The sequence below is a fragment of the Streptomyces sp. Ag109_G2-15 genome (genome assembly GCF_900215565.1).
Lineage (GTDB): Bacteria > Actinomycetota > Actinomycetes > Streptomycetales > Streptomycetaceae > Streptomyces > Streptomyces diastatochromogenes.
Genome location: NZ_OCNI01000001.1, coordinates 2,633,766 through 2,656,128 on the forward strand (window position 1 = coordinate 2,633,766; position 22,363 = coordinate 2,656,128).

The following is a 22,363-nucleotide window of genomic DNA, read 5'->3' on the forward strand; positions in this document are numbered from 1 at the left end:
GGGGCGGGACAGTACCCAGGGGTGGGGCAGTCCTCAGGGGTGGGGCAGTCCTCAGGGTGCCGGACCCAGGGGGCCGGGCGGGACGGGGTCAGTGGGCGCCGGGGCGGACCAGGCCGGACTCGTAGGCGAAGATCGCCGCCTGGGTGCGGTCGCGCAGGCCCAGCTTCACCAGGATGCGGCCCACGTGGGTCTTCACGGTCTGCTCGGCGACGACCAGGTGCTCGGCGATCTCGGCGTTCGTCAGGCCCTGCGCGATCAGTGCGAGCACCTCCGTCTCGCGCTCCGTCAGCTCGCCCACACGCTGTTTGAGCGGGGCCCGGGGAGGGCCGTCCATACGGGAGAACTCGGCGATCAGACGGCGGGTGATGCCCGGGGCGAGCAGCGCGTCCCCGGCCGCCACCACTCTCACCGCATCGGCGAGCTGGTCGGCGGAGGCGTCCTTGAGCAGGAACCCGGAGGCTCCGGCGCGCAGCGCGTCGTACACGTGCTCGTCCAGGTCGAAGGTGGTGAGGACCAGGACCTTGGTGCCCGGTTGGTCGGCGGTGATGCGGCGGGTCGCCTCGATGCCGCCGAGCTCGGGCATCCGGATGTCCATCAGGACCACGTCCGGGGTCAGTTCGGCGGCCTTGGCGATCGCGTCGCGGCCGTGCACCGCCTGTCCGATCACCTCGATGTCGGGCTTGGTGTTGAGCAGCACGGTGAAGCCCTGCCGGACCATCTCCTGGTCGTCGGCGATGAGTACGCGGATGGTGCCGGCGCCGCTCGTCATGGGGTCTTTTCTCCTGTCGGGGGCTGGGGGTGGTGCGGGTCGTCGTCGGGCAGGGGCGGGAAGTGGATGTCGGGGCGGGGAAAGTCCGGACGAAGGGGCCGGGGCTGACGTGGGGTGCCCGTCTTGGGGAGGAACGCCGTCACAGTGAAGCCGCCGTGCAGGTTCGGGATCGCGCTGAGGTGCCCGCCGAGCATCGCCGCGCGCTCCCGCATGCCCAGCAGGCCGTGGCCGGAGCCCGGGGAGGGCTGGACCGGGTGGCGGGGACGGGAATTGGTCACGCACAGCAATATGCCGTCGGACTGATGGCTGACCTCCACCCGGACGCTTGAACCCGGGGCGTGCCGCAGGGCGTTGCTCAGCGCCTCCTGGACGATCCTGTACGCCGACAGCTCCACACCCGGCGGGTAGGTGCGGGACTCGCCGCGGAAGCGGGTGACGACGTCCAGGCCGGCCGCCCTGGTGTTCTCGATCAGGGCGTCCAGGCGGGCGAGGTTCGGCTGCGGGCCCTCGGTCGCGTCGGGGTGGCCGGGGTTGTCGGGGGACTCTGAGCGCAGGACGCCTAGGACGCGGCGTAGTTCGGTGAGGGCCTCCAGGGCGTTGTTGCGGATCCCGGCGAGGTTCTCCTTCAGCTCCTCCGGGGGGTTCTCCACCAGGTGGGGGGCGACCTGGGCCTGGATGGAGATCACCGACATGTGGTGGGCGACCACGTCGTGCAGCTCGCGGGCGATACGGCTGCGCTCCTCCAGCAGGGTGCGGCGGGCGCGTTCCTCCGCGGTGATCGTCGTCTGCTCGATCAGCTGGGTGCGGGCCTCGCTGCGGCCGCGCAGGGCGGTGCCGACGAGGACGGTGACGGCGAAGAGGGCTACCGCTATGACGCCGGTCGAGGAGTAGCGCTGGGCGCCGATCACGCCTTGCAGGACGTAGGTCGTCAGGGTCGTCACGGCCAGGGCGGCGAGGGTGAGACGTATGCGGACGCGCAGGGCCAGGAGGAGGAGCACGGCCATGTGGGCGAGCAGCGTGGGCGTGGTCCAGGGCCAGTCGGGGCCGGGGGTGGAGACCGTCCCCAGGTGGGGGCGGGCCAGGAGGGCGGTGAGGGCGGCGGCGGCCAGGGACAGGGTCCAGGCGGGGGTGGGGCGCCAGAGGGCGAGGACGATGGCGGTGGCCTGGAGGGCGCCGATGAGGAGGGCTACGGCTGTGGTGAGGCCGTAGGAGGTGTGGAGTTCGTCGCTTCCGGCCAGGGCGATGCCGAGGGCCGTGTAGGCGGTGAGGAGGTAGGTGAGGAGGCGGAGCCAGCGGTATTTGGAGAACGGGGGTGAGTGGGGGGAGGGGGTTTCTCCCAGCCAGGTGCGGAGGCGGGTTTTGCGGGGTGTGTGTTCGGGTGTGTTTTCGGGTGTGGGTGCGTTGTGGGGCACCCGGCCTTCGGCCGGGTCTGGGTTCCCACGCGCACCACCCGTACCGCTTTCGTGGTCGGGTGCGGGTGGCCCTTGTGGGGCGGATTCGCCGTCGGCGGGTGCGGGGGGTGGGTGGGGTGTGCGGCTTTCGTCGTTGGGTTCGGGTGGGCCCTGTGGGGCGTGCGCGTCGTCGGCGGCCGCGGGTGTCACTTGGGCAACTTTAGGCATTGTGTGGGGTCTTCGCTTGGGGGGAATGGTGGTGGACCAGGCGGGACGGGCGGTTGCGGGGGCGGCGGGGGCCCTGTTCGTGGTGGCGGAAGGCCAGCCAGAAGAGGGTCAGGGTCAGGGCGAAGAGGGGGAGGTAGGCGAGGCGGGCCGCTACCCAGGTCAGGGAGTCGGGATGGGTGTGCAGGCCGGGGAGGCGGCCGGCCAGGAGGGCGGTTGCCGTCGTGGCCATCAGGGCCGTCTGGTGCCAGAGGAAGATCGTCATCGCCGAGAGGTTGGTCAGGGTTGTCGCCGACCAGGCGAGGGGGCGGGTCATTGCTCGGCGCAGGCGGTCTCTGAGGAGCAGCGCCAGGCCGCACTGGGCCAGTCCGAACGTCACGGCCGCCAGGGTTGGGGGGTTGAGGTTGGAGATGGTCGTGCCGGGGACTCCGACCATGGAGGCCGGGTAGCCCGCCCAGATGATCAGGGCCGCCGTCGCCGTCGTACCGGCTATGAGCAGGACCCAGGCTGCTCGGCGGGTGTCCAGTTCGCCTCGGGTCCAGGCCGCGCCCAGGGTGTACGGGACCAGCCAGCCCGCCGCCAGGTTCACCCAGCCGAGCCAGGACGGGCCCATGTGCAGGCCGAAGCGCAGGACGTCCACGTGCAGGACGACGGCCAGCGGCCAGAGGGGGTTGAGGCGGGTGAGGAGGGGGGTCGCGGCCGTCAGGGCCGCGAAGACCAGGAGGAACCACAGGGGGGACAGGGCGAGTTTGAGGAGGGTGTGGATGGTGGCGAGAGGGGCGCCGGTGAGGAGGAGGGTCACTGCGGCCACCGTCCAGAGGGCCAGTAGGGCCGCTACCGGGCGGAGGAGGCGGGTGAGGCGGGCGCGGAGCCAGTGCGGGTACGTCGTGCCGCGGGCCTGTGCCGAGGCCAGGCTGCGGGTCGCCACGTGGCCGCCCACCAGGAAGAACACCGCCAGGGTCTGGAAGATCCAGGAGATCGGGGCCAGCCACGGCATGCGCTGCAGCGGGCTCGCCGTGTGCAGGCCGCCGTCCTGCGCGACCAGTGCCGTGACCAGCCAGTGGCCGAGGACCACACCGAGGATCGCGAAGGCGCGCAGGGCGTCGACCGCGCGGTCCCGGGAGGCGGGGGTGGCGGCGTCCACGCGGTGGGCGCCCTGACGGATCGCGTGCAGCGCGCGGCGCGGAGCGCGCAGGGTCGGCTCAGCCACGGGTCACCTCCGAGGTCTCGCCGAGGGTGATGCGGGCCAGGTTGGCGAGGGAGACCGAGCCCGGGGTGAAGTAGCCGCTGTGGTCGGCGTCGGCCGCGTCGAAGACCCGGGCACCGAAGGCATGGGAGACGGGGTCGGTGCCGAAGCCGACGGTGGCGAGGAGCAGGCCGGCGCGGATGTGGGGTACGTGGGCCACCCAGTCCTTGCTGCCGCGGGCCGCCCAGACTCGGGCGGGGGTGTGCAGGGCTGCGACGGTGTCCGCGGCTGTGCCGGGGCTGCCGAGCAGGACGATGTCGTCCACGGGGAGGGCGGGGGCGGATCGGGCACAGACGACTGAGCCGTAGGAGTGGCAGAGGAGGGAGATGTGGGTGGTGGGGGTGGGGGTGATTCCGCGCAACTCGCGTATGAAGGCGCGTAGTTGGTGGGCCGCTTGGTCGGCGCGGGTCGTGGTGGTGACTGTGGTGCTGACCGTGGCGGGGGTTTTGTAGCCGAGCCAGGCGATGACCGCTGTGCGGGGGTTGGTGCGGTGCGCTGCCTTGTAGAGGGCCACTGCGGTTCGGTGGAAGCGGGCGTAGGTGTCCAGGGAGGTGTCGGAGCCGGGGACCAGGACGGCGATGTGGTCTGCGTGGGTGGGGTCGCCGAGGACTTCTGTGGCCTGGCCTGGGCCTCTGCCGTCGAAGGTGAGGAGGTTGCGGGTGGCGAGGGTGCGGTCGGCTGTGGCGCGGTGGTTGTCGCCGTGGGTGGTGGCCATGTGGGCTGCGTGGGTGGCGTTTTCTCGGTTCGCCTTGTAGGTCGCCTGGAGGGTGGCGGGGGTGAGGGTGGGGAGGGTGGCGGGGGTGGGGGCCGGGATGTGGGGGTGGGCGGCTGCGGTCAGGGCTGCGACGGTGGCGGCTGTGAGGAGGGCCTGGCGCCAGGTGCGGTGCGGTTTTGGGTGCGCGTTCGGGTGCGGGTGTGTGGGTGGGCACCCGGCCTTCGGCCGGGTTTGGGTTCCCACCCGCACCACACGTGCAGCTTTCGTTGTCGGGTGCGGGTGGCCCCTGTGGGACGCAAGCACCGTCGGCGACTGCGGGTTGTCGGCTGAGCGCGGCAGCGGCGTCGGTGGGTGCAGGGTCGGGTTCGGCGGACGTGACTGCCCCATGGTTCGGTTCCTCTCAGAGAGCCCGGCCATCGGGCTTGTCTGAGGAGGAAGTTAGGAATCGGGGGGTGTCGTCGGCGTCCCGCCAGGGAGCTGTTCTGGGATGTAGCTCTCAGGTACTACGGGTATGACCGGGTCGGGGGTCAGAGGGCTACCACGCCAGTTGGGCGATCTCCTCCGCCACCACCGCGCACGCGTCCGCCGCCGGGTCGATCAGCGGGAAGTGGCCCACGTCCTCCAGCAACGTCAGGCCCACCACCTCGCCCGCCTTCGCCGCCGCGTCCGCGTAGGACTCGGCCACCGCCTGCGGTACGTCCAGGTCCGCACGGCCCTGGACCAGGGTCGTCGCGATGCCCGTCGGCAGGAGGAGGGCGGGGTCGGCGTACGGCTGACGCTCGGCGAACCTGTCCTGGCCGCCGAGGAGTTGCAGGGCCGCGTTGCCGCAGACGTCCAGCTTCTCCGCCACCGCGAAGTCCGCGATCGGGGCGAGGGCGACCACGCCGCGCAGCGGGGCCGGGCCGTCCGTGCGCCACGGGGCGTCGGCGGGCAGGACGTGGCGGGCCGCTGCCCACAGGGCGAGGTGACCGCCCGCCGAGTGGCCGGTGAGGACCATGCGGCGGGGGTCGGCCTGCGGAAGCGCCTCGCGGACCAGGGCGGGGAGGGCGTCCAGGGCGGCGGCTACGTCGTCGAAGGTGTCGGGCCAGCGGCCGGCCAGGGGGGTCGGCGCCCCGGTGCCGGATCCGGTGTTCTGGGCCGGGATCTGGGGGTCGCCGCCTCGCCGGTACTCCACGTTGGCCACGGCGAAGCCCTTACGGGCCAGGTAGTCCGCGAAGGGGGTGACATGGCGGCGGTCGTAGGGGGCGCGCCAGGCCCCGCCGTGCAGGACGACGACCAGGGGGGCGTGGGTCGCGTCGGTCCGGGGTGCGTAGAAGTCGATCACCTGGTCGGGGTGGTCGCCGTAGGCGGCGGTGACGTCGGGGTCGACCGGGGGGTGCGAGAAGGCCGACTCCTCTTCGGCGGCGGCGCGGGCTGCTGCGGCGTCGTCCGGCATGCTCCAACCTCTCAGCGACAGAACGGGTTTGGCGGACCGGGTGGCGAATCTTCGTCGACCGTTGGCGGGGACGGTATCAGGCCGGTGACGTGCATGGAGAGGCAGAGTAAGGGGAGGGGGACGAGGAGGGGGCGGGGTGGTCGACCGCACCCCGCCCCCCTTGTCTCTGCTCCGCCGGCCGAGCACCTCCGCCGGCCGAGCACCTCCCCTAGCCGAGCACCTCCCCCAGCACCCGCGCCGCCCGCTCCGTCTCGGCGAAGCTCACGTACAGCGGGCTGAAGCCGAAGCGGAGGACGTCGGGGTTGCGGAAGTCGCCGACCACGCCCCGGTCGATGAGCTGCTTCATCACGTCACCCGCGTCGGGGCAGCGCAGGGCGATCTGGCTGCCCCGCTCCTCGTGGGCGTCCGGGGTCACGGAGGTGATCCGGCCCGGCTCGGTGTACGCCGTGACGCACTCCAGGAAGAAGTCGGTCAGGGCCAGGGACTTGGCGCGGACCGCGGCGACGGAGGCGTCGTCCCAGATCTCCAGGGCCGCCTCAAGGGCGAGCATGGAGAGGATGTCCGGGGTGCCGACGCGGCCGCGCAGGGCGCCCGGCGCCGGGGCGTAGGACTGACTCATACCGAAGGGCTCGGCGTGGGAGTTCCAGCCGGGCAGCGGGGAGTCGAAGCGGTCCTGCAGGTCACGGCGGACGTAGAGGTACGCGGGTGAACCCGGGCCGCCGTTCAGGTACTTGTAGGTGCAGCCGACCGCCAGGTCGACCCCGTGCTCGTCCAGGCCCACCGGCAGGGCGCCCGCGCTGTGGCACAGGTCCCAGACCGCGAGCGCGCCGGACGCGTGGATGGCGGCGGTCAGCGACGGCAGGTCGTGCAGGCGGCCGCTGCGGTAGTCGACGTGGTTCAGCAGCACCGCCGCCGTACGGTCGCTCAGCGCCGAGGGCACCTCCGCGGGGGTCACCGGGCGCAGGCTGCGGCCGGTCATGCGGGCGGCCGACTCGGCGATGTAGCCGTCCGTGGGGAACGTGGTCGCGTCGACCAGGATCTCGTCGCGGGCCGGGCCGGCCATGCGGACGGCAGCCACAAGTGCCTTGAAAACGTTGACACTTGTGGAGTCGCCCACGACGATCTGGCCCGGCGCCGCCCCCACCAGCGGAGCGATGCGGTCACCGATCCGCTCGGGGGCCGTCCACCAGCCGCTCTCGTCCCAGGAGCGGATGCGCAGCTCGCCCCACTGCCGGCGGACGACGTCCTCGATCCGGGCCGGCACGTTCGCCGGCAGGGCGCCCAGGGAGTTTCCGTCCAGGTAGACGACCTCGTCGAGGACGAAACGGGAGCGCAGCGGGGCCAGTTCGTCCGCCGCGTCCAGCTTCTCGGCTCGCACAGTCAGCTCAGACATGGGACCTCGCCGTCCACAGCTCCGGGAACACGTTCTTGCCCGCGCGCTTCTCCAGCCAGGCCACGCCCGCGGAGCCGCCCGTGCCGGGCTTGGCGCCCATCGCGCGGCGGGTGGCGACCAGGTGGTCGTTGCGCCAGCGCCAGACCAGTTCGGCGACGTCGGACAACGCCTCGCCGAGGCGGACGAGTTCGGAGTTCTGGTCGCCGGAGTAGACCTCCGCCCAGGCCGCCTCGACGGCGTCGGACGTCTCGTAGCGCTGGGCCACGTCCCGGTGCAGGACCGACTCGGGGATCGCGTGGCCGCGGCGGGCGAGGAGCCGTACGACCTCGTCGTACAGGCTCGGCTCGTGCAGGGCCTTCTCCAGTTCCGCGTGGACGCGCGGGGCGCCGCGGTGCGGGACGAGCATGGACGCGGACTTCTCGCCGAGCAGGAACTCCATGCGGCGGTACATCGCCGACTGGAAACCGGAGCCCTCGCCGAGGGCGGAGCGGTACGAGTTGAACTGGGCCGGGGTCAGCTGGCCGAGCGGCTTCCAGGAGGCGTTCAGGGCCTCCAGCTCCCGCACGGAACGCTTCAGCGCGGCGACGGCGGTCGGGACGTCGTCCGAGCGGAGCGCCTTCGCGGCGGTCTCCCACTCGTGCACGATCACCGTGAACCACAGCTCCATGACCTGGGTCGTGACCAGGAAGACCATCTCTCCGGGGTCGTCGGAGAGGGTGTGCTGGAGGTGGGTGAGCACATCCGCCTTGACGTAGTCCTCGTAGGGCGTCGTACCGGCGAAGTCGAGATGCGGGGTCTCGGGCTCAGCGGCCTCATGAGGGGGGCGAGCCTGGTGGGACATCACTGTCTCCTGTTGTTACTCAGGGTAGCGGTCCGCCCCTGCCGATGCCGGCACGGGGGCCCCGGTCCCCAAGCGGAATCCTCCGCAATCCCAACGGATACGGCAAGGCCCGTCTGCTGCCAGACGGGCCACACCGGGAACTCCCGTAAGGGTCAGCCCAGGGTCTGGGCGGCCGTCGGGGAGGAGTCCTTCAGGAACTGCGAGCAGCGCTCGTACTCCTCCTGCTCGCCGATGGACTGGGCGGCGCGGGCGAGCGCGTGCAGGGCGCGCAGGAAGCCGCGGTTCGGCTCGTGCTCCCAGGGGACCGGGCCGTGGCCCTTCCAGCCGTTGCGGCGCAGGGCGTCCAGGCCGCGGTGGTAGCCCGTACGGGCGTAGGCGTACGACTCCACGACCGCGCCCCGCTCGAACGCATCGTCGGCCAGCTGGGCCCAGGCGAGGGAGGAGGTGGGGTACTTGGCGGCGACGTCCGCGGGCGCGGCGCCCTGGGCGAGGAGTTCGCGGGGCTCCGGGTCGTCGGGGAGGTGGGTGGGGGGCGGGCCGCCGAGGAGGTTCTGGTGGGTTGTCATGGGTCCAGTCTGCCGCGCCGCGGCGTGATCCTCTCGGGTGCCCCGTGCTCCTTCCTTCAACCCCAGCGGCGGTGGTTACGCAGCCGAGGAGGGTCTCGTCACTTTCGCGGCCGTGGACGTCCGAGTCTGTGCACTCGATCGTTCACACCTCGTCGCGCTCCCGACCATCCCCTACGGCAGGACGGTCACGGGTCGCATCCACCCAGCCCCAGCACATGTCAGGGTGGGCCGGTTGACCCGCTCGGTGTGCCCGCAGCGCGGACAGCGCTGCGAGGTATAGCCGGCGGCCCGGTTGCAAGCGCGCAGGGTCGCCTCCAACGCCGACGCCCGGGTGACCCTCGTCACATCCGGCTCCTGTCAGCAATCGGGGCGCCGTCCCGTTCAAGGGGCACGCGAACGAGACAGGAGCAACGCCATGAAGCACCGCATCGTCGTACTCGGCGCCGGATACGCCGGGGCTTTCGCCGCCGGAAACCTGGCCCGCCGGCTCTCCCCCGCCGACGCCGAGATCACCGTCGTCAACGCCGTGCCCGACTTCGTTGAGCGGATGCGGCTCCACCAGCTCGCGATCGGCCAGGACCTCGCGTTCCGCAAGCTCGCCGACGTATTCGCGGGCACCGGGGTCCGGCTGCGCCTGGCGCGCGTCACCGGCGTCGACCCCGAGCGCAGGACCGTCGCCGTGACCGGCGAGGACGGCGACGGCGACGGCGACGGCGAGCTCGCGTACGACACGCTTCTCTACGCACTCGGCAGCTCCGTAGCCCACCATGGCGTTCCCGGCGTGGCCGAGAACGCCTTCGATGTGACCGGCCGGTCCTCGGCGCTGCGTCTGCGCGAGCGCCTGGCCGGCCTGGGCGAGGGCGGCACCGTGCTGGTCGTCGGTGAGGGGCTGACCGGCATCGAGACCGCCACCGAGTTCGCCGAGTCCCGGCCCGACCTCACGGTCATGCTCGCCGCCCGCGGCGAGCTGGGCGCCTGGCTCTCTCCGAAGGCCCGCCGTCACCTGCGCCAGGCCTTCGACCGGCTCGGCATCACCGTCCACGAGCACACCGGCATCGAAGCCGTCGAGCCGACACGGGCGATCGCCGCCGACGGTACGTCCATCCAGGCCGACGTGATCGTCTGGTCGGCCGGGTTCGCCGTGCACCCCATCGCGGCCGCCAGCGGCCTGGAGGTCGCCGAGAGCGGCCAGATCGTCGTCGACCGCACCATGCGCTCGGTCTCGCACCCGGACGTCTACGCCGCCGGCGACTGCGCCTACGCGATCGGCGAGAACGGCCGGCCGCTGCCGATGTCCTGCGCCTCGGCCGGCTACACCAACATGCAGGCGACCGCCGCGATCATCGCGCGCCTGACGGGCAGCAAAGTCCCGACCACTGGGCTGAAGTACTACGGCAACCACATCAGCCTCGGGCGGCGGGACGCGATCTTCCAGATGGTGGACGGGGACGTCCGGTCGAAGTCCTGGTACCTGGGCGGCCGGACCGCCGCGTGGCTCAAGTCAGGCGTGCTCAAGGGGGCCGGGTGGAGCATCGCCCACCCGACCTTCGGCATGCCGAAGCGCAAGCGCCGCCTGGCCACCGCGCCTGACCGGACCGGTGTGAGGGTCGCCGCATAGGCTGCTCCGCATGGACAGCGCAGCCATCGATCGGTTCGAGGCCAGCCGGGGCCGGCTGGCCTCGCTCGCGTACCGTCTGCTCGGCTCGGCGGCCGACGCCGAGGACGCCGTGCAGGACGCGTTCCTGCGGTGGCAGGCCGCGGACCGGGAACGTATCGAGGTGCCGGAGGCCTGGCTGACCAAGGTCGTCACCAATCTCTGCCTCGACCGCCTCCGCTCGGCGCAGGCGCGCCATGAGCGCGCTGTCGGAGACTGGCTGCCCGAGCCACTCCTCGAGGGCGACCCGATGCTCGGCCCTGCCGACACCTTCGAGCAGCGCGAATCGGTGTCCTTGGCCGTGCTGACCCTCATGGAGCGCCTCTCGCCGGTCGAGCGGGCCGCTTACGTCCTGCACGAGGCCTTCTCGTACCCCCACGCCGAGATCGCCGGGATCCTCGACATCACCGAGTCCGCGAGCCAGCAGCATGTCCACCGGGCCCGACGCCGGGTCGCCGCCGAGCGCCGCGGCGGCGACGCGGTGGACCCCGCGTCCGCGCGCCGAATCGTCGAGGAGTTCCTCGCCGCCGCCACGTCGGGGCGCACCGAACGGCTGGTGGCGCTGCTCACCGACGACGTGACCGCGGTCTCGGACGGCGCCGGACTGGCCAGGCGGCTGCTGCGGTACAAGACGCGCGAGCGCGTCGCCTCCTACGTGCGGGCCGGCTTCAAGCCGACTCCGGCGAAGCGGCGGCTGGCCGGCGGCTCCCCCGCGATGCACATCGCGCTGGTCAACGGCTCCCCGGCCGTCCTCGCCGTGGTCGACGACCGGGTCGTGGGCGCCGTGGCGTTCGAAGTCAGCGACGGCAAGGTCGCGTCCCTGCGCGGCATCGGCGCCGCGGACCGGCTCGCGCGCCTCAATGAGGCCTGGCGGCAACACGAACCCGACGCGCCGGTCATCACCGCATGGTGACCAGAGCCACCGGAATCCAGTGACCTGAGTCGGAACGAGGACGGAACCCCTTCGTCCCCCGCCGGACAGCAGCACGGCGGCCTGAGCACGTCGGTCTCACAGCACATGCGGGCTCGGCTTGTGGTGCCGCTGCCGCCGCGTGGACGCGACCAGCCACAACGTGCCCGCAGCCGAAGGACGGCCCAAAGCTACGCAGGTTCGTCGGCCTCCAGCGGCGGAGACGTGACACAGCCGTGCCTCTTGCATTCCGGGTGGCGGCAGCCCGGGGGCGGGCGGCGGATCAGGGTGAAGGCCAGTGCCGCCCCCACCACCAGGACGCCCGCGCAGATCGGCATCGCGCGGTCGAACGAGGCGTCGAAGGCGGCCGCGGAGCGGTACGCCTCCGGCCCCATCCCCGCCAGAAGAGGCAGCGCGGCCACGGCCACCAGGCCCGCCGCCCGCGCCGCCGCGTTGTTGATGCCGCTGGCCAGGCCCGCCCGGGCGGTGTCGACGGAGGCCAGGACCGTGGCGGTCAGCGGGGCGACCAGGGTGACCAGGCCCGTGCCCATGACGAGCAGGGCCGGGAGGACGTCCGTGAGGTAGTTCGCGTCGGGGCCCACCCGGAGCATCAACAGCATCGCCGAAGCGCACAGGAGAGGGCCGACGGTGAGCGGCAGGCGCGGGCCCGTGCGGTCGGCCAGCGCGCCGGAGCGGGCCGAGAACAGCAGCATCATGGCCGTCGTGGGGAGCAGGGCCGTACCGGCCTGCAGGGCGGAGTAGCCGGCCACCACCTGCAGCTGGAGCGCGGTGAGGAAGAAGAAGCCGCCGAAGGCCGCGTACACGCACAGGGTGACCAGGTTGACCGCCGTGAACTGGCGCGAGGCGAAGATGTCCGGCGGGAGCATGGGGTCGGGGCGGTGCTTCTCGACGTAGACGAAGGCGACGGCCGCGGCCACGCCCCCGACCGCGCTCAGCGTCACGCCCAGGGAGCCGGTGGGGGCCTCGATGAGCGCGTAGGTGAGCAGGGCGAGCGCCAGGGCGCCCAGGGCCGCGCCGAGGACGTCGAAGCGGCCGTGAGAGCGCTCGTCGGACGACTCTGGGACGTGGCGTAGGGCGACCGGGACGCACAGCAGCGCCAGCGGCACGTTGAGGAGGAACACCCAGCGCCACCCGGGGCCGTCCACCAGCCAGCCGCCCAGGAACGGGCCGACGGCCGCCCCGATGCCGCCGAAGCCGGACCAGAGGCCGACCGCCCGGCTCCGGTCGTCCGGGTGGAAGGATGCCTGGATGAGCGCGAGGGAGCCGGGGGTGAGGAGTGCGCCCCCCACGCCCTGGAGGGCTCGGGCGGCGATGAGGACCCCGGATGTGGGGGCCAGGCCGCACAGCAGGGACGCGGCCGCGAACCAGACGACCCCCAGCACGAAGATCTTCCGGCGGCCGTAGCGGTCCCCGAGCGAGCCGCCCAGCAGGATCAGGCCGGCCAGCGTGACCATGTACGCGTTGACCGTCCACTGCAGGGCGGCGAGGCTCGCGCCCAGGTCGCGGCCGATGGTCGGGAGCGCCACGTTGACGACGGTCGAGTCCAGCATGGCCATGCTGGAGCCGAGGACCGTGGTGAACAGGATCCACTTGCCCTGGGGCGCGGTGATCCGGACGTCGGGCATGCTCCCAGGTATACAGCGGACCCGGCGCTGTGGCACCGGGTCCGTCGCAGACGTCGTGAGACGTGCTTACTTGATCTTGTTGCCCGCGGAGCGCAGGTTCTGCGTGGCCTCGACGACACGCGCGGCCATCGACGCCTCGGCCAGCTTGCCCCAGGTGCGCGGGTCGTAGGTCTTCTTGTCGCCGACCTCGCCGTCGACCTTCAGCACGCCGTCGTAGTTCTTGAACATGTGGGCGGCGACCGGACGGGTGAAGGCGTACTGGGTGTCCGTGTCGAGGTTCATCTTCACGACGCCGTTCTCCAGCGCGGTGAGGATCTCCTGCTCGGTGGAGCCGGAGCCGCCGTGGAAGACGAAGTCGAACGGGGAGGCCTTGCCGAACTTGGCGGCGACGCCGTCGTTCAGCTCCTTCAGCAGGTCGGGGCGGAGCACGACGTTGCCCGGCTTGTACACGCCGTGCACGTTGCCGAAGGAGGCGGCCAGCAGGTAGCGGCCCTTCTCGCCCAGGCCCAGGGCCTCGGCGGTGCGGATCGCGTCCTCGACCGTGGTGTACAGGGAGTCGTTGATCTCGTGGGAGACGCCGTCCTCCTCGCCACCGGTCGGGGTGATCTCCACCTCGAGGATGATGTTGGCGCGGCGGGCCTGCTCCAGCAGCTCCTGCGCGATGGCCAGGTTGTCGGCCAGGGTCTCGGCGGAGCCGTCCCACATGTGGGACTGGAACAGCGGGTTGCGGCCGGCCTTGACGCGCTCCTCGGAGAGCGCGAGCAGCGGACGTACGTACCCGTCGAGCTTGTCCTTCGGGCAGTGGTCCGTGTGCAGCGCGACGTTGACCGGGTACTTCTCGGCGACGATGTGCGCGAACTCGGCGAGCGCGACCGCGCCGCTCACCATGTCCTTGCTGTACTGGCCGCCCAGGAACTCGGCGCCGCCAGTAGAGATCTGGACGATGCCGTCGCTCTCCGCCTCCGCGAAGCCGCGCAGCGCCGCGTGCAGGGTCTGGGTCGAGGTGACGTTGATGGCCGGGTAGGCGAACTTGCCTGCCTTCGCCCGGTCGAGCATCTCGTTGTAGACCTCGGGGGTTGCGATGGGCATCTGTCCGCTCCTTGGAGTGTGCGGGTTGGCGATCTGCGTACTACGGCCCTGACCTAGACCTTGGGGGCGACGTCATCGTCGTCCCCATCTTTCCAGACATGACGTGATGGTCGGCGCCCCCGGTCAAGTCCAGGTCAAACCGGCGCGTCAGTCCAGACCCAGTTCATCCTTCGAGAAGGCGAACCGGTACGGAACACCCGCGCCGGCCTCGATCTTCTCGGCGGCGCCGGTGGCCCGGTCCACGATGGTCGCGACCGCGACGACCTCGGCACCGGCCTCGCGCACGGCCTCCACGGCGGCGAGCGGGGAACCGCCGGTGGTGGAGGTGTCCTCGACCACGAGCACCCGTCGGCCTGCGATCTCCGGCCCTTCCACCCGCCGCTGCAGCCCGTGCGCCTTCGCGGCCTTGCGTACGACGAAGGCGTCGAGCTTCCTGCCGCGCGCGGCGGCCGCGTGCAGCATGGCGGCGGCGACCGGGTCGGCGCCCATGGTCAGGCCGCCCACCGCGTCGAAGTCGAGGTCGGCGGTCAGGTCCAGGAGCACCTGGCCGACCAGGGGGGCGGCCTCGCCGTCGAGGGTGATGCGGCGCAGGTCGACGTAGTAGTCGGCCTCCAGACCCGAGGAGAGGGTCACCTTGCCGTGCACCACGGCCTTGTCCTTGATCTGCTGCAGCAGCGCGCCACGTACGTCCGTCATGCCGAACAGCTTAGAGGCGCCGCCAGCTCCAGGTGGTCGTCGCCTCCAGCGGCTCCAGCGGTGTGACCAGGCGGGGCAGGGTGTTCAGGCCGTTGGGCGGCCCCGTCTGCGGCTCGACGCACACCGCCTCCGCCTGCTCGTCGTAGACGACGACCCACTCCTCGCGGCTGGTCACCTTCAGCTCCAGCTGTCCGGGCCAGGTGAGGGTGACGTCGACGCCGTCGGGCATGCCGAAGCAGTCGTCCCAGGGGCCGGGCTTGGGGTCGACGCGGTTGCCGGTGGGCAGGTGGTCGGCGCCGCGCTCCTCCTGCCAGGCGGGCGTGAAGTCCAGCCGGACGTCCTCACCGCCCAGGTTGCGGTGGAACCAGGGGTGCCAGCCGATCTGCGCCGGGAAGGAGTCGTCGTACGCCTCCACGGACATCGTCAGCGTCAGGCTGTCCTCGGTCAGCGTGACGACATGGGTGACACGGCCGCGGTGTGGCCAGGGGTCGACCAGGTCGTGCGTGATGACGGCCTCGTGCGCGTCGACGCGGGCGGTGCGCCAGGCGCCGTCGCGTGCGGTGCCGTGGATGGCGTGCGGCGGCGAGTTGAGGGGCATCTGGCGGACGGTGGCGCCGTCCAGGAAGCGGCCGTCCCGGATCCGGCCGCACCAGGGCACCATCGGGAAGCAGCCGTAGCGCTCGCCCTGGCGCAGCACCTCCGTGCCGCCGATCCGGAGCCCACCGATGCGGCCGCCGTTGCCGGGCCGCACGCTCACTTCCGCGTCGCCCGCGGTCAGCGTGATGTCTTCGTTACTCACGGGACGACCCTACTGGGGCGATCAAGAGGGCGTGCGCCGTCCGGGCGGTGCCAGGGTGGGGGGATGAAGTACATGGTGCTGATGTACGCCGACCCCGCGGCGACCGAGGCCATGACCGCCGAGCAGCGCGCCGAGGTGTTCCAGCGGCACGAAGCGCTCCACGAGGACCTGGCGGACACCGGCGAGATACTGAACGGCGCCGGGCTGGCCTACCCGAGGGACACGGCCACCCTCCGCTGGGCCGGGCAGGGGTCGGTCGCGGCGGACGGTCCGCTCACGGACGCGGCCGAGCAGGTCACCGCCTACTACGTCATCGAGTGCGCGAGCCCGGAGCGGGCGCGCGAGATCGCCGAACGCGTCCTCGACTTCCATGTCGTGGCGATCGAGGTACGGCCGATCCACGACTGGTTCGGCATGGGCGACGAGGGGCCGGGGCGCTAGATCCTGTGCCCTAGCGGCGCTTGCGCAGGGCGCGGCCCAGGACGATCGCCGAGGCCAGGGCCAGGGCCGCCGCGGGGGCCGCCCAGCGCAGGGCCGGGTTCCCGGCGACGGTCTGGGGGGCCGGTACGGGGGCGTAGCGGCCGCGCGGCGGGGCGTGGTCGACCTCCTCCGCGCTGCGGCCGATCATCGTGCGGCGCGCGTGCGCGGCCTCGGCGGGGGGCTCGCCCAGGTCGGCGAAGTCTTCGGTGAAGCGGTCGTCGGGGGTGGTCTCGTCCGCGTCGCGGTCCAGGGAGGGCGGAGGGACCTCGGTGTCGAAGACCGACGTGTGCTCCGGCTCCTGTTCCTGCTCCGGCACCTGCTCCGGCTCTGGTTCCTGCTCCTCCGCGGTCTCCGCGGTCTCCGCCAGGCTCTCCACGAAACGGTTCAGCAGCCGGGTCGCCGCCGAGGCGACCGCGTCCGCCGGAAGTTCCGCGACGCGGCCGTCCGCGTCCGCCGTGCCCTCGACCGTGACGGTGGTGCCGTCCTCGGTGCCCGTGAGGCGCAGGGTGAGGGCGAGTTTGACGCTGCCGGTGCCGCGGGCCTCGGTGGCGTCGCCCTCGACGGCGTACGTGCCGTTCTCGCGGGGCGTGACGCGGACCGCTCCGCGGTAGGTGACGGAGTGCCCGCCCACGCGCAACTTCAGGCGTCCTGCGACGGGTTCGGCGCCGGCGTCCTGCTGGAGTCCGGGGACCGCCCGCGCCACCCGTGCGGGGTCGGCGAGGGCTTCTCTGAGCCGCTCGACCGGAACCGGGACGAAGACCTGGTGCTCCATGTCGGCTGAGCCTACCCAGGAGCGAGCGGAACGTACCCTCCCGCGCCGTCCCGGCCGGCCGGAAAGTGAAGCACTCGCCTCAGTACCGTGGATGCACCAGCGTCGAGGCGGGCAGTCCGTCGATCCGCGTGCGTTCGGCCGCCCTCGCGTCAGCGATCAGGTCACCCTGCGTCAGGGTTCGCGGGTGCGGGCCCCCGGGGCTCAGGGTCAGGCGGGGAGCCGAGCCCCCCGGCACCGCCACCAGAAACCCCCAGTCGTGCGGCGCCCGCGACGCCCCCGCCGAGCGGTCCGGCCCCGCCGGGAAGCCGGAGTCGTGGCCCAGGACCCGGTACGGGGAAGCGGCGAAGCCGGAGGCTCGGAGCGTCGAAGCCACCGTCCAGAAGACGCGGGGGCGGGCGGTGACGGGGCCCGCGTGCACCACCAGGCGGCCGCCGGGGGCCAGGACGCGGCGGGTCAGGCCGTAGAACTCCTGTGAATACAACTTGGTGCTGGCCGTGATGCCGGGGTCGGGCAGGTCCGCGATCACGACGTCGTACGCCGTCTGCGGCGCCCCACGCAGCCAGGTGAGCGCGTCCGCCGTCGTGACGCGGACGCGGGGGTCGGCAAAGGAGCGGCCGTTGAGGGCGGACAGGCCCGGGTCGTTGCGGGCCAGGCCGATCAGGCCGGGGTCGAGTTCGACGACGTCGACGCGGCGCACACCGCCGTACCGCAGGACTTCGCGGGCGGCCAGACCGTCGCCGCCGCCGAGGATCAGCACGCGCGCGTGCGGGCCGGTCATCGCGGGGTGGACCAGCGCCTCGTGGTAGCGGCGCTCGTCGCGGCCGCCGACCCGCAGCCGGCCGTCCAGGAAGAGGTCGAGGGGGCGGCCATGAGTGCCGCCGGCGAGGACGACCTCCTGGACATCGGTCTGCAGGGCGACCCGGACGTCCCTGCCGTACACCGCGTGCCGGGCGGCGCGTTCGAACTCGTCGGCGAGGGCGGCGGCGGAGGCGAGCACGGCGAGGACGGCGAGGCCGACGAGCAGCAGGGTCCAGCGGGCGCGGCGGGTCAGGTCGCGGCGGAACAGGCCGAGGACCAGGGCGCCGCCCGCGACGACGTTGACGGTGCCGGTGAGCAGGGCGCCGGTCAACTGGCCTAGGAAGGGCAGGAGCAGGAAGGGGAAGGCGAGGCCGCCGACCAGTGCGCCGACGTAGTCCGCCGCGAACAGGTCGGCCACCGCGCCGCCCGCGTCCTGGCGGCGGATCCGCTGGATCAGCTCCATCAGCAGGGGGACTTCGGCGCCGACGAGCAGCCCGATGGCGAGGGAGAAGCCGACCAGGAGAGCGCGCGGGCCGTCGGCCCACACCCCGCCCCAGCCGCCGGTCCAGGCGAAGACCGCGTACAACGCCATCGCGCTGCAGCCGCCGACCAGGGCGAGGGCGGTCTCGATCGCGCCGAAGCCGGCGGCCGCGTGCCAGCGCAGCCGCTTGGCGGCGAGGGAGCCGATGCCCATCGCGAAGACCATCACGGACAGCACGACGGAGGCCTGGGTGACCGAGTCGCCGATCAAGTACGAGGCGAAGGCGACGAGTTCGAGTTCGTACACCAGTCCGCAGGCCGCGCACACGAAGACGCACACGAGGACCAGGAACCGCCCGGTGCCGGGCCGGACGGGCAGCCGTGCGGGGCCGCCGGTCCAGGGCGCGGCACCCGGGCGCGCAGGGGCGTGCGGTTCGATCACGTTGCGACGTTACGTCACACGCTCGGTACGCTTCGTCACCCACACGTGTGGAACTCGGGCACTTGACGCATCGGGGGTTTATGTCCGCCGAGAGTCTGTCCGACGAGTCCCAGATCGACTCGGGCACCGCTCCTGGTTCGACTGGACCGCCGCTACTGGTTCGACCGAACCACCGTCACCCGCGCCCCGACCCGGGTCCGTGTCGCCACCAACTGGCCGTCCTGCGGGTAGGCGTGCCAGGTGCGCCAGTGCACCTGGCCCTCGTGGCGCTGGGCCAGCATCGCGGTGAAGGCGTGCGGGCTGCCGGGGAAGACACCGGCGAGGCCGTGCGGATGGTCGGAGACCAGGGCCAGCAACTCCTGAGCCCGGCCCGCGAAAGAGCCCGGCGTGAGAACCTCGACGCGCGCCGCGAACTCGTACTCCCAGTCGCCGACCCGCTTGGCGACGCCCAGCGGCAGCGGGGTACTGGACCCGGGGATGCACGCGACCGTCTCCGAGCAGTCACCCCGCTGCTCCTCCAGGAGCACCTGATGGGATGCGCCGAGCAGTCTCAACTGCAGTTTCGCCCCGGTCAGTTCCAGATCGAGGGTGGCCAGGGCGGGCAACGGCTCGCGCCCCAGGGCCCAGGCGAGGTCGGCAGCACGGGTATCGGTATAGGAGGTGTTCAGGGTCGTGAGCATGGATCGGCTCCGCTAACACGCAAAGAAGAGGGGGAGATCGGCCATGTCAGCCCGGTCAGCCCGGCCGGTCCGGCCGGGGAGGGGAGTCTGCAAGGACGTCCGAGGGGCTGCGTTGGTGAATTAGAGGGAATCATGAAGAGTGGCTCCGCCACAGCGTTTTTACCCAACTTCGTGGGGTTTCCATCCCTCAGAGGGCTCCACAGCTCAACTGTTCAACTACGGCGTACGCCCGGCGCGCGGACAAAACGGCCAGGCGCCCGCGGAATGCCTTCGTCCGACGGGCGCCCGGCAGCGGGAAAGCTCGGCTGCCCCGTGTCAGCTGCCTCCCCCGCATCCGCCCCCGCCACCGCACGAGGAGCCCCCGCCGCACGAGGAACCTCCGCCGCACGACGAGTGACCGCCCCCGCAGGAGTGGTGCCCACCGGAGTGGCCCCCGTGGTGGCCCCCGGAGTGGTGGCCGCCGGACGACGATCCGCCGTCTCCCCCGCCGGCCCACCAGCTGCCGCTGCTGTCCCCCTGGTACGACGCCGAGGACGACGAGCCGCCGCCGAACCATCCGCCACGGCGGGCCGCGGACGCGACGACCCCGACGCAGATGAGCGCGACCACCAGGATGATGAAGACGGTGCCCATGGCGTCACCTTCTTTCCGTTCCCCCGAAGCGGCCCCCGTGGACGCCTCGTCCGTTCCCGCCTCTCGTGCGGTGACGGGGGGATGCCCGGCCGTCTCATTCGTCAAAGCAGAGTTGAGGAAGTCCAGAGCTTGGGCGCAGGATGGCCGGCATGACCTCCAGCGCGCGCCCGCACCTCAACCGCCGTCTCGCCGAGTTCGGGACGACGATCTTCGCGGAGATGTCCGCCCTCGCCGTGTCGACCGGGTCGATCAACCTGGGCCAGGGCTTTCCCGACACCGACGGCCCGGAGGAGGTCCGGGAGGCCGCCGTACGGGCGCTGCGCGACGGGCGCGGCAACCAGTACCCGCCGGGTCCGGGCGTCCCCGAGCTGCGCACCGCGATCGCCGCGCACCAGCAGACCCGCTACGGGCTGTCGTACGACCCCGACACCGAGGTGCTGGTCACGGCCGGCGCCACGGAGGCCATCGCGGCCTCCCTGCTGGCGCTGCTGGAGCCGGGCGACGAGGTCGTGGCCCTGGAGCCGTACTACGACTCCTACGCGGCGAGCATCGCGATGGCGGGCGGGCGGCGGGTGCCGGTGACGCTGCGGCCCCATGAGGGGCGCTTCCGGCTGGACCTGGACGAGCTGCGCGCGGCGGTCACGGACCGCACCCGGCTGCTGCTGATCAACACTCCGCACAACCCGACCGGTACGGTCCTCACGCGCGCGGAGCTGGCCGCGATCGCCGAGCTGGCGGTGGAGCGGGACCTGCTGGTGGTGACGGACGAGGTCTACGAGCACCTGGTCTTCGACGACGCCGAGCACCTGCCGCTGGCCGCGTTCCCCGGGATGCGCGAGCGGACGGTGACGATCGGCTCGGCCGGCAAGACCTTCTCCTTCACCGGCTGGAAGGTCGGCTGGGTGACGGCGGCGCCGGAGCTGGTGACCGCGGTCCGCTCGGCGAAGCAGTTCCTGACGTACGTCTCCTCGGGCCCGTTCCAGTACGCGGTGGCGGAGGCCCTGGCGCTGCCCGACTCCTACTTCGACGGCTTCCGGCGGGACATGCTGGCCCGCCGGGACATCCTCGCGGAGGGGCTGACGGCGGCGGGCTTCGAGGTCTTCAAGCCGGCCGGCACCTACTTCATCACGACCGACATCCGCCCCCTCGGCGAGAAGGACGGCTTCGCCTTCTGCCGCGCCCTGCCCGAGCGGGCGGGCGTGGTGGCCATTCCCAACGCGGTCTTCTACGACGACCGCGAGGCGGGGGCGCCGTTCGTGCGCTTCGCGTTCTGCAAGCGCGAGGAGGTCCTGCGCGAGGCGGCGGAGCGGCTGCGGCGCATGTGAGCCCTGTCCGGGGGCTCACGGCCCCCGGACCTGGCCGGACGTGGTTACTCCCCGTCTTCCTCGGGCTTCTCCGCGTCGTCGATCTCCTGCTCCAGACCCAGCTGCTCGACCAGCCACTTGTCGAACTCGATCGCGGCCCGCACCCAGCTGACCGTGGAGGAGACCCAGTGGTTGATGTCGACGCCGGTGCCGATCAGCATCTGGGCCTCACCGATGAGGCGGACCGTGCCGTCGTCGTGGGTGTGGGTGTACACCTTGGGCCACAGCGTGCGACGGTTCCAGTCGTCGATGGACTCGAGCAGCTGCGGCTTCTCGTCGATCTTGTGGGGGCGGTCGTAGAAGGTCCGCACCGAGAAGACCGCCTGCTCGGGCTCCCCACGGAACATGAAGTACGTGCGGAACTGCTCCCACGGCGCCGCGAGGTCTCCCTCCTCGTCTACGACGTACTTCAGCTCCATCTGGTCGAGGAGCTGCTTCACGAGGTCCTGATCCGGGACGACGGGGCCACCCGGTCCCTGGGGCTGCGGCTCGGGCTGGCCCCCGAAGTTCGGAATCGAGGACGGGTCGATGGTCACCGTGTTTTTCCCTTCGTACGGATTCCGTCATCCTCCCCCATGCGGGGAGGGGGGTGGCAAGCCCCGACGGGGCCTGTCAGCCGTCGGCTGACATGATCCGTCTGGACGGGTGGCGGGTCGGTGAGCGACGGGGGGCGGCGTGGCGGCACGAGGGTGGACCAGATGGGGCCTTTTCGCCCTGGTGGGGGCACTTCCCGCACTGGTCCTGGTGTGGTTGGCCGTGGTGGTGGTGAGGTTCGCGACCTCGGACTATCCGCTGGGCGGGGGCCCGGAGAAGGTGCCGTGCGCCGAGGCCCTGGACTTCGGCGGGGCGAAGCTGCCGGACGGGGCGTACGACACCGAGTGCACGGTGCAGGCCTGGATGGACACCGACTACGACGCCACCTTCCGGATGCCACGGGCGGGGGTGCGCGACTGGCTGAGGAGCACCTACCCGAAGGGGCCCGCGCCCGGCACGGAGCTGTGCGACGAAGGCGCGGACCTGTGTCTGAACCTGAACACCGACGAGCACGAGCCCCCGGCCGGCGTCGACGCGAACGCGGTCGTCGTGAACGTGACGTACGAGGGCCCGGACACCGCGCTGGTGAGGTTCACGGCGTTCACCGTGTGACACAGGTGAGCGATGATGCGGTCATGCGCATACCAAGGCCGATGCGATGGGTGTTGTGGGCCCTGTGGCTGGGCTGTCTGGGCTTCTCGATCTGGTTCTTCTGGACGCTGTACGACGCCGTGACCAGCGTCTGAGCCGACCACCGAAACGCGGCGGGCCCCCTCCCGCGGCCACCGGAAGGTGAGCGGAGGAA

Annotated in this window: 22 protein-coding genes; 5 read left to right on the plus strand and 17 right to left on the minus strand. The window is 72.1% G+C overall.

The window, feature by feature from the left end; genetic code table 11:
* Positions 1–88 precede the first annotated feature (88 nt).
* From CRP49_RS11570 to CRP49_RS11605, 8 genes are all read right to left on the minus strand, one after another.
* Positions 89–769: a response regulator transcription factor gene (locus CRP49_RS11570; protein WP_097253300.1), complete on the minus strand. Its 681-nt coding sequence runs from the start codon at positions 767–769 to the stop codon at positions 89–91.
* The gene (locus CRP49_RS11575; RefSeq protein WP_257033365.1) at positions 766–2,181 is read right to left on the minus strand and encodes a sensor histidine kinase; all 1,416 of its coding nucleotides are present in this window, start codon (positions 2,179–2,181) and stop codon (positions 766–768) included. The genes CRP49_RS11570 and CRP49_RS11575 overlap by 4 nt, the downstream gene beginning before the upstream one ends.
* A 199-nt stretch (positions 2,182–2,380) precedes the next feature.
* Positions 2,381–3,595 (minus strand): acyltransferase, encoded by a 1,215-nt coding sequence (locus CRP49_RS11580; RefSeq protein WP_257033366.1) that lies wholly within the window; start codon positions 3,593–3,595, stop codon positions 2,381–2,383.
* Positions 3,588–4,589: an alpha/beta hydrolase family protein gene (locus CRP49_RS11585; RefSeq protein ID WP_257033367.1), complete on the minus strand. Its 1,002-nt coding sequence runs from the start codon at positions 4,587–4,589 to the stop codon at positions 3,588–3,590. The genes CRP49_RS11580 and CRP49_RS11585 overlap by 8 nt, the downstream gene beginning before the upstream one ends.
* A 292-nt stretch (positions 4,590–4,881) precedes the next feature.
* Positions 4,882–5,781: an alpha/beta hydrolase gene (locus CRP49_RS11590; protein ID WP_097253303.1), complete on the minus strand. Its 900-nt coding sequence runs from the start codon at positions 5,779–5,781 to the stop codon at positions 4,882–4,884.
* A 208-nt stretch (positions 5,782–5,989) separates the two neighbouring features.
* Positions 5,990–7,174, minus strand: a complete 1,185-nt coding sequence (gene kynU, locus CRP49_RS11595) for a kynureninase (protein WP_097253304.1) — start codon at positions 7,172–7,174, stop codon at positions 5,990–5,992.
* Positions 7,167–8,015 (minus strand): tryptophan 2,3-dioxygenase family protein, encoded by an 849-nt coding sequence (locus tag CRP49_RS11600; protein WP_097253305.1) that lies wholly within the window; start codon positions 8,013–8,015, stop codon positions 7,167–7,169. Before CRP49_RS11600 ends, kynU begins: the two co-directional genes overlap by 8 nt.
* A 152-nt stretch (positions 8,016–8,167) precedes the next feature.
* Entirely contained in the window at positions 8,168–8,581 is a 414-nt protein-coding gene (locus tag CRP49_RS11605; protein ID WP_097253306.1) for a DUF3151 domain-containing protein, read from the minus strand.
* A gap of 415 nt (positions 8,582–8,996) precedes the next feature.
* Between CRP49_RS11605 and CRP49_RS11610 the strand changes: the two genes are divergently transcribed.
* Together CRP49_RS11610 and CRP49_RS11615 are read left to right on the plus strand one after the other, a co-directional pair.
* Positions 8,997–10,199, plus strand: a complete 1,203-nt coding sequence (locus tag CRP49_RS11610) for an NAD(P)/FAD-dependent oxidoreductase (RefSeq protein ID WP_097253307.1) — start codon at positions 8,997–8,999, stop codon at positions 10,197–10,199.
* Between the two features lie 10 nt (positions 10,200–10,209).
* Positions 10,210–11,148 (plus strand): sigma-70 family RNA polymerase sigma factor, encoded by a 939-nt coding sequence (locus CRP49_RS11615; protein WP_097253308.1) that lies wholly within the window; start codon positions 10,210–10,212, stop codon positions 11,146–11,148.
* Positions 11,149–11,336: 188 nt separating this feature from the next.
* On the opposite strand, the gene CRP49_RS11620 is transcribed toward CRP49_RS11615, so the two are convergent.
* The 4 genes from CRP49_RS11620 to CRP49_RS11635 form a co-directional block, all read right to left on the minus strand.
* Positions 11,337–12,791 carry an MFS transporter gene (locus CRP49_RS11620; RefSeq protein ID WP_097253309.1) on the minus strand — a complete coding sequence of 485 codons (1,455 nt, stop codon included), beginning with the start codon at positions 12,789–12,791 and terminating at the stop codon, positions 11,337–11,339.
* Between the two features lie 66 nt (positions 12,792–12,857).
* Positions 12,858–13,880 (minus strand): class II fructose-bisphosphate aldolase, encoded by a 1,023-nt coding sequence (gene fbaA, locus CRP49_RS11625; RefSeq protein WP_094215843.1) that lies wholly within the window; start codon positions 13,878–13,880, stop codon positions 12,858–12,860.
* Positions 13,881–14,027: 147 nt separating this feature from the next.
* Positions 14,028–14,576: an orotate phosphoribosyltransferase gene (pyrE, locus tag CRP49_RS11630; protein WP_097253310.1), complete on the minus strand. Its 549-nt coding sequence runs from the start codon at positions 14,574–14,576 to the stop codon at positions 14,028–14,030.
* 10 nt (positions 14,577–14,586) lie between these two features.
* The gene (locus CRP49_RS11635) at positions 14,587–15,375 is read right to left on the minus strand and encodes an aldose epimerase (protein WP_097253311.1); all 789 of its coding nucleotides are present in this window, start codon (positions 15,373–15,375) and stop codon (positions 14,587–14,589) included.
* A 63-nt stretch (positions 15,376–15,438) separates the two neighbouring features.
* On the opposite strand from CRP49_RS11635, the gene CRP49_RS11640 reads away from it, so the two are divergent.
* On the plus strand, positions 15,439–15,816 hold the full coding sequence (locus CRP49_RS11640) for a YciI family protein (protein ID WP_097253312.1): 378 nt from the start codon (positions 15,439–15,441) through the stop codon (positions 15,814–15,816).
* 10 nt (positions 15,817–15,826) lie between these two features.
* Here the strand turns inward: CRP49_RS11640 and CRP49_RS11645 are convergent, their stop codons facing one another.
* The 4 genes from CRP49_RS11645 to CRP49_RS11660 all read right to left on the minus strand — a co-directional run bounded on the left by CRP49_RS11645 (position 15,827) and on the right by CRP49_RS11660 (position 19,660).
* The gene (locus CRP49_RS11645) at positions 15,827–16,627 is read right to left on the minus strand and encodes an SRPBCC family protein (protein ID WP_097253313.1); all 801 of its coding nucleotides are present in this window, start codon (positions 16,625–16,627) and stop codon (positions 15,827–15,829) included.
* Positions 16,628–16,706: 79 nt separating this feature from the next.
* Positions 16,707–18,347 carry a polyamine aminopropyltransferase gene (locus CRP49_RS11650; RefSeq protein WP_097253314.1) on the minus strand — a complete coding sequence of 547 codons (1,641 nt, stop codon included), beginning with the start codon at positions 18,345–18,347 and terminating at the stop codon, positions 16,707–16,709.
* Positions 18,348–18,499: 152 nt separating this feature from the next.
* Entirely contained in the window at positions 18,500–19,027 is a 528-nt protein-coding gene (locus CRP49_RS11655; protein WP_094215849.1) for a DUF2617 family protein, read from the minus strand.
* A gap of 315 nt (positions 19,028–19,342) precedes the next feature.
* Positions 19,343–19,660, minus strand: a complete 318-nt coding sequence (locus CRP49_RS11660) for a hypothetical protein (protein WP_097253315.1) — start codon at positions 19,658–19,660, stop codon at positions 19,343–19,345.
* Between the two features lie 140 nt (positions 19,661–19,800).
* Between CRP49_RS11660 and CRP49_RS11665 the strand changes: the two genes are divergently transcribed.
* Positions 19,801–20,985 carry a pyridoxal phosphate-dependent aminotransferase gene (locus CRP49_RS11665; protein ID WP_097253316.1) on the plus strand — a complete coding sequence of 395 codons (1,185 nt, stop codon included), beginning with the start codon at positions 19,801–19,803 and terminating at the stop codon, positions 20,983–20,985.
* 44 nt (positions 20,986–21,029) lie between these two features.
* Here CRP49_RS11665 and CRP49_RS11670 read toward each other — a convergent pair whose 3' ends face one another.
* Entirely contained in the window at positions 21,030–21,560 is a 531-nt protein-coding gene (locus CRP49_RS11670; RefSeq protein WP_094215852.1) for a YbjN domain-containing protein, read from the minus strand.
* Between the two features lie 139 nt (positions 21,561–21,699).
* Here CRP49_RS11670 and CRP49_RS11675 point away from each other — a divergent pair, with 139 nt between their 5' ends.
* Positions 21,700–22,170, plus strand: coding sequence for a hypothetical protein (locus CRP49_RS11675; protein ID WP_143669981.1), 471 nt, complete (start codon positions 21,700–21,702; stop codon positions 22,168–22,170).
* The last annotated feature ends 193 nt before the right edge of the window (positions 22,171–22,363 follow it).

Coding starts and splice junctions, on each gene's coding strand:
- kynU (WP_097253304.1), bottom strand. CDS start 7,174: ATGTCTGAGCTGACTGTGCGAGCCGAGAAGCTGGACGCGGCGGACGAA.
- CRP49_RS11655 (WP_094215849.1), bottom strand. CDS start 19,027: ATGCTCACGACCCTGAACACCTCCTATACCGATACCCGTGCTGCCGAC.
- CRP49_RS11600 (WP_097253305.1), bottom strand. CDS start 8,015: ATGTCCCACCAGGCTCGCCCCCCTCATGAGGCCGCTGAGCCCGAGACC.
- CRP49_RS11615 (WP_097253308.1), top strand. CDS start 10,210: ATGGACAGCGCAGCCATCGATCGGTTCGAGGCCAGCCGGGGCCGGCTG.
- CRP49_RS11645 (WP_097253313.1), bottom strand. CDS start 16,627: ATGGAGCACCAGGTCTTCGTCCCGGTTCCGGTCGAGCGGCTCAGAGAA.
- CRP49_RS11610 (WP_097253307.1), top strand. CDS start 8,997: ATGAAGCACCGCATCGTCGTACTCGGCGCCGGATACGCCGGGGCTTTC.
- CRP49_RS11590 (WP_097253303.1), bottom strand. CDS start 5,781: ATGCCGGACGACGCCGCAGCAGCCCGCGCCGCCGCCGAAGAGGAGTCG.
- CRP49_RS11640 (WP_097253312.1), top strand. CDS start 15,439: ATGAAGTACATGGTGCTGATGTACGCCGACCCCGCGGCGACCGAGGCC.
- pyrE (WP_097253310.1), bottom strand. CDS start 14,576: ATGACGGACGTACGTGGCGCGCTGCTGCAGCAGATCAAGGACAAGGCC.
- fbaA (WP_094215843.1), bottom strand. CDS start 13,880: ATGCCCATCGCAACCCCCGAGGTCTACAACGAGATGCTCGACCGGGCG.
- CRP49_RS11660 (WP_097253315.1), bottom strand. CDS start 19,660: ATGGGCACCGTCTTCATCATCCTGGTGGTCGCGCTCATCTGCGTCGGG.
- CRP49_RS11665 (WP_097253316.1), top strand. CDS start 19,801: ATGGCCGGCATGACCTCCAGCGCGCGCCCGCACCTCAACCGCCGTCTC.
- CRP49_RS11620 (WP_097253309.1), bottom strand. CDS start 12,791: ATGCCCGACGTCCGGATCACCGCGCCCCAGGGCAAGTGGATCCTGTTC.
- CRP49_RS11570 (WP_097253300.1), bottom strand. CDS start 769: ATGACGAGCGGCGCCGGCACCATCCGCGTACTCATCGCCGACGACCAG.
- CRP49_RS11605 (WP_097253306.1), bottom strand. CDS start 8,581: ATGACAACCCACCAGAACCTCCTCGGCGGCCCGCCCCCCACCCACCTC.